This is a genomic window from Nonomuraea rhizosphaerae (assembly GCF_019396405.1).
Classification (GTDB): domain Bacteria; phylum Actinomycetota; class Actinomycetes; order Streptosporangiales; family Streptosporangiaceae; genus Nonomuraea; species Nonomuraea rhizosphaerae.
On record NZ_JAHKRL010000446.1, the window covers coordinates 1 to 5,037 of the forward strand.

The window sequence follows — 5,037 nt, forward strand, 5'->3', positions numbered from 1 at the left end:
GGCGGCCAGATCGCCGACCGGCTGGCGGTCACCGTGCCGCTGACCTTGCTGGCCTTCGTCCTGGCCGTGGTGGTGGCGGTGCCGGTCGGCTTCCTGGCCGCCCATCGGGCCGGGCGCTGGTACGGGCCGCTGCTCAGCGGGTTCGCGCAGTTCGGCATCGCGGTGCCGGTGTTCTGGATCGGGATGCTGCTGGTGACGGTGTTCGCGCTGCGGCTGCGGCTGCTGCCGACCGAGCGGGCCGACCATGCTGCCATCGGGCAACGCGACGACCGCGTGCAGGAAGTGATCCTCTAGCGTCTTGCGGTACTGGGCGATGGTTCGCCGCTCGACGTCCACGAGCGTGGCCAGGTATTTGTTGGCAACCTGCGTGAACGTAAAGACTTCGGTGGGCTGCGAGCGGCCGCACCCGTGATCTTCTGGAGTCGTCCCTCCGCGAGAAGGCGTTCCACCGACGCTTCGCCTCGGCTTCAGCGTCTCACTCGGCCTCCTTGGGGAATTCCTTGACCCAGACCATCGGCGATGACTGGATTTGCTCGACAAGGGGATCGACGGCTTGCGTCCAACGATCATGAGTGATGAGAACGGGGTTGACCTGGATCCCCAGTCTCCTTTCCACTCGCTCAGCGGCCTCGTACACCTCGGATCTAGGCGGACGGCCGATGACCATGACATCGATATCGTTCGGAGGGGCACCGGACTCGCCGAGGTATCGACTGACCCAGGAACCGAATATGGCAATGGCGTCCGCATCGGTGAGCGCGGCGAATTCCTGCTCAATGAGAAGGTGTGGCCCGAACGCCAGCGTCAGAAGTTCCGTAAGCGGCCTGGCGTAGCAACCGGGCACCATGGCCCGGATCAGGTAGGCCCTGCCCACCTTGCGTCCACTCAACAGACCGGCCCGTAGCAGGCGCCCCACTTCCCGTTGCATCGTCGTCAGCGGCACCCCGACATGCTCGGCGAGCTCGGTTACCGTCTGCTCCTGAGCGGGATGCAGGTACAGCAGAGTGAGCAGCTCCGCCTGATGGCGCGACCGGAAGATCGGCAACAAGGGAGGCAGCTCACTACGCATAGATGGAAGTCATCACCCATCTATGCGTAGCGTCAGGCAGAATCGTAGGCGTAGAGCAAGCGACCTTAACTTTCCGTAACCGCCATGCCATCCTTATAGCTCCGGAAATCAGCCCACCGCTGCCTCAGGGCTCTCAGCAACCATTGCATTCCGCACCTCTACCGAAGGGAGGTGCATCGCCTGAACCCCTGGCCATCGAACCCTTCCTACACAGATCACCCGCGATCAACGCCCCAATGCCGGCCCCCTGGACTGCTCGATCAGTCAACGGGGAACGCGCGGGCGACGCCCACGCCCGAAGACAAGCGCCCGGAGCGAAGCGGAGGCCCTGCAGGGGTCGCGGCTCCGGCGCGACTGGAAACAACGCCTGAGGCCCTCAAGCGCGAAGCGCCCCTGCGAAGTCCTTTGAAACCGGGTGCCGCCGTTTTCCTGATCAACAGTGGACCTGCTCACCACCGACTCGAACGCCATGTCACGGGCAGTGAAGCTGTACCGGATGATCTGACGCCCCAAGAGGCCGATCGGACCTGACCGAGCCGGGCGCGACGAACCGCCCCTCAGGAAGACCGTCGAACGAGCACTCGCCATCACCTTCCGCGAGGTACATCCTCTTACGCCTACCCCGTCGCGCCGTGAGGGCGCATCACGGCGACCACGTCCACCAGCCGCGCCAAGCCGTCGAAGTCCTTGGGATTCGCGGTGAACAACGGCAACTCATTACTGGCGGCAGTCTCGGCGATCATCAAGCCGGCGGTCCGGCTTCGCGGCTGCCGGCCCTGGGCGTACACGACGACACAGAGCTGCCCGAACATCCGGGCCGCCTCGGCGTCGTAGGGCAGCGGATCGCCGAACGCCGCCTCGGCATGCTGAAGGACCGCGACCCTCCCCGCCCGCTTGACCGGATCATCGGTCGCGTACGGCCCCCGCGACAGCTCACCGAGCGTGACAGCGGTGATCGCCGACTCCACGGGCAACTCGGCGGGGTCGAAGAGCTTGAAGGCGGCCACGATATTGGTGTCCAGGACGCCCCGCTCATACCGATTCACAGGTCGGTCCCCTCGAACGGATCACGCAGATCGTCATCGATCACCGCATTCAGATCAGCCCGCACCTCATCCCAATCAACAGCCGGAGCGGTGGCGAACACGGCCTGCGCCTCAGCCGTGGGAACGAACCGCCGACGCCTGATCGGCTTCACCTCGGCAAGCGGCTCGCCGTTGAGGGTGAGAATGTACCACTTGCCCTCACGCAGCCCACGGGTGACGCTGCCGGAATCGATGACGAACTGTCGCACGCTCACTTCGGTCGGACGAGACCTCCGAGCATCCATGACTCGATGCTACATCGCCGTACCACGGCGTACCACGCTAAGCGATCAGCACGTGAAAGCTCCCGCCTCCTGAACCACGGCGATAGACGCACATGGCCATTTACGACACATCGCGGCGAAACAGCTCGCACGCTCCTGCACCGGCGCGGCGCTGTGCGCTGGTTCTGCTGGGGAGCAGCAGCAGCGTTTGCCGCTCAGAGGTGACAGTGGCCAGGAGTTGCTCGGGCCCGGAATGCCGGCGAGAAGTAGCTCCCGAGACTCGGTAATCACCCACAGCGCGGTGTCGGCAGGTAGCAGGGTCGGCAAACACCCGTTAGGATACAATTGTATCTATTCCGGAGATGGGGTCACCATGCGTGTTCCTGACCGGCCGTCCGCCTTCACCAGCGACTCTGCCCGCGACAAGTACTACGCCGTCTACGACCGAGTGCTCGGCGAGCTGTGGCCGGTGCCGGTGGATGTCACTGACGTGGAGACCCGCGCCGGCACTGTGCGGATCCACCGGGCCGGATCCGCCACAGGAGACCCATAGTCCTCGTGGCCGGCGCCGGCGGAAACGCGCTGTCCTGGTACCGCTACATCGAGCCGCTGGCGCGCACTCGCCCGGTCCTTGCGCTTGACCCGCTCGGCGAGCCCGGCCGCTCGGTTCAGAGGCGGACGCTCGCGACCGGTGCCGAGGTCGGTGGCTGGCTCACCGATGTCCTGGCCGCGGTCGGGGCCGAGCGCGCACACCTGGCGGGCTTCTCCGCCGGCGGCTGGACCTCGGTATGGGCCGCCGTGGCGCAACAGCAACCCGGCGGGGGCGGTAGAGTCGCGGCGCTGACGCTGGTGGATCCGGGCGGCTTCGCGCCGATCACCGGGCGGTTCGTCCGGTGGGCCGCCCTCGGCGCCGTCACCTCCATGCTTCCGCGTATGTTGCGACACCGCCTGGCCGACGTCGTGGGCAACGGGGTGCTGCGCGAGGATGGGCTGATCAGGCTGGCGCGGGCGGGCGGATGGTTCTTCCGCCGGCATGTGCTCATCCCGCCCGCCTACACCGACGCGGAGATACGCGAGGTGTCCGTGCCCGTACAGATACTGCTGGCCGACCGCAGCACACTGCACAACACGCAGGCGGTAGCCGCGAGGCTGGCCGACATCGCGCCGTCCTGGCGCGTGGAGATCGTCCCCGGCACCGGGCACTCGCTCCCCGTCGAAGCTCCGGACCTGGTCGCCCAGCGGATCCTCACCTTTCCCGGACAGGCGCCACCCGCGACCGCAACGCCGAAGCACAGCACGAACAACAGCTAGAATCGGGCATGCCCCGACAGGTGGATCATGACGAGCGGCGTCGCCAGTTGACCGAGGCGCTGCTGCGCATCGCCAGCACCCGCGGCCTTCAGGCGGTGTCGATGCGTGAGATCGCCGCCGAGGCAGGGGTTTCGCTGCGGGTCGTCCAGTACTACTTCACCAACAAGCAAGCCCTGCTCGAATCCGGCCTCACCGAGCTGGGCGCCCGCATGGACCGCCGGGTCAAGCAGCGGGCCGCCGCTGCCGCGGGCGAGCTGACACCGCGAGACGTCTTCGCCGTCGTCCTCGACGCGGCTCTTCCCTCTGACGAGCAGAGCCGCCTGGACTCCATGGCCTGGACCGCCTACTACACCGCCGCCCTCACCGACCCGGCGCTCGCCGCGGTCGGGCTCACCCTGCCCAACGTGCTGGAAAACTTCCTCACCGTACGGTTGACCGCCGCCCAGCAGGCCGGGGACATCGCCCCCGATCGAGACCCGCGTACCGAGGTCGCCGGCCTGCTGGCTCTCGCCAACGGCCTGACCTCCAGCGTCCTCAGCGGTCAGCGCAGCCACGAAGCCGCCACCAAGATCATCAACTACCAACTGGACCGCCTGTTCGGGCCGGTAGCGGCTTGACCCAGCGGAGCCGCTCCGGCCGAGAGACATAGCCAGCGGCGTTCGCGGCCGACACCGAGCGTCGCAGCGACGGTCGACCGGTCAGAAGTTCTTCAGCGGCGGGAGCAAGCGTTGCCGAGGAAGGCGGAAGACAGGTCAGCCAGCGGCCCATTCGCGACGGCAGCGGCTTCGGCCTGGGCGCCAGTCTGGGCGAGTCAGCCGAGTTCGGTGCCGGTCTCGATGATGTAGCCACCGTAGGCGAGTCGGTCGATGACGGCCGCGCAGACCCCAAGCACACCGTAGCCTCCATCAAATCCAGGACGATTCAGGATGACGGGTGGATGGCCGGCTGTGCCATGTCGGCGGCCGATGGTTCATCAGGCGTACCGGCGCCGAAAGGAACCGCCCTCAAGATTGAGGAAGCCGCTCATGGACGCTCTGGCATGTAGTGGGGCGGTATGAGCTGCGCTGCCGATGGGCTGGTGCGCTGAAATCGACTTCCGGACGGGGCGTATGTCGCCCGCTCATTCCCTGGCGCGAAGAGAAGAAGGTTCACGTTCGAGCGTCTGATGCCCTGTACGCCTGACGCCCCGTACGCCTGATCGTCTGACCACTGAGGTCTCCTCGGCGCAGATCGAGGATGATCGATGTCTGGGTCGAGATCTCCAACCTCACTCGATCGGTCAACGGGGAACGCGCGGGCGAAGCCCGCGCCCCGAAGACAAGCGCCCGGAGCGAAGCGGAGGCCCTCC

At 66.6% G+C, this 5,037-nt stretch carries 7 protein-coding genes; 4 read left to right on the forward strand and 3 right to left on the reverse strand.

Annotated features, from left to right (window positions below):
- Positions 1–294: ABC transporter permease subunit (locus KME77_RS22785; protein ID WP_219470965.1), on the forward strand; the 294-nt coding region annotated here is incomplete at its 5' end.
- 181 nt (positions 295–475) lie between these two features.
- Here KME77_RS22785 and KME77_RS22790 read toward each other — a convergent pair.
- The 3 genes from KME77_RS22790 to KME77_RS22800 all read right to left on the reverse strand — a co-directional run bounded on the left by KME77_RS22790 (position 476) and on the right by KME77_RS22800 (position 2,363).
- Positions 476–1,069 carry a winged helix-turn-helix domain-containing protein gene (locus KME77_RS22790; RefSeq protein WP_219470966.1) on the reverse strand — a complete coding sequence of 198 codons (594 nt, stop codon included), beginning with the start codon at positions 1,067–1,069 and terminating at the stop codon, positions 476–478.
- Positions 1,070–1,686: 617 nt separating this feature from the next.
- On the reverse strand, positions 1,687–2,115 hold the full coding sequence (locus KME77_RS22795; protein WP_219470967.1) for a type II toxin-antitoxin system VapC family toxin: 429 nt from the start codon (positions 2,113–2,115) through the stop codon (positions 1,687–1,689).
- Positions 2,112–2,363, reverse strand: a complete 252-nt coding sequence (locus tag KME77_RS22800; RefSeq protein ID WP_219470968.1) for a hypothetical protein — start codon at positions 2,361–2,363, stop codon at positions 2,112–2,114. Before KME77_RS22800 ends, KME77_RS22795 begins: the two co-directional genes overlap by 4 nt.
- A 388-nt stretch (positions 2,364–2,751) precedes the next feature.
- Here KME77_RS22800 and KME77_RS22805 point away from each other — a divergent pair, with 388 nt between their 5' ends.
- The 3 genes from KME77_RS22805 to KME77_RS22815 are packed head-to-tail and all read left to right on the forward strand — an operon-like array spanning position 2,752 to position 4,306.
- Positions 2,752–2,931 (forward strand): hypothetical protein, encoded by a 180-nt coding sequence (locus tag KME77_RS22805; protein WP_219470969.1) that lies wholly within the window; start codon positions 2,752–2,754, stop codon positions 2,929–2,931.
- A 5-nt stretch (positions 2,932–2,936) separates the two neighbouring features.
- Entirely contained in the window at positions 2,937–3,689 is a 753-nt protein-coding gene (locus tag KME77_RS22810) for an alpha/beta fold hydrolase (protein WP_219470970.1), read from the forward strand.
- A gap of 8 nt (positions 3,690–3,697) precedes the next feature.
- A complete protein-coding gene (locus KME77_RS22815) occupies positions 3,698–4,306 on the forward strand; it encodes a TetR/AcrR family transcriptional regulator (RefSeq protein ID WP_219470972.1) in 609 nt (202 codons plus the stop codon).
- Positions 4,307–5,037: the final 731 nt, after the last annotated feature.

Excerpts from the sequence above, each read along its gene's own strand:
- KME77_RS22790 (WP_219470966.1), bottom strand. The coding sequence starts at position 1,069 with ATGCGTAGTGAGCTGCCTCCCTTGTTGCCGATCTTCCGGTCGCGCCAT.
- KME77_RS22805 (WP_219470969.1), top strand. The coding sequence starts at position 2,752 with ATGCGTGTTCCTGACCGGCCGTCCGCCTTCACCAGCGACTCTGCCCGC.
- KME77_RS22815 (WP_219470972.1), top strand. The coding sequence starts at position 3,698 with ATGCCCCGACAGGTGGATCATGACGAGCGGCGTCGCCAGTTGACCGAG.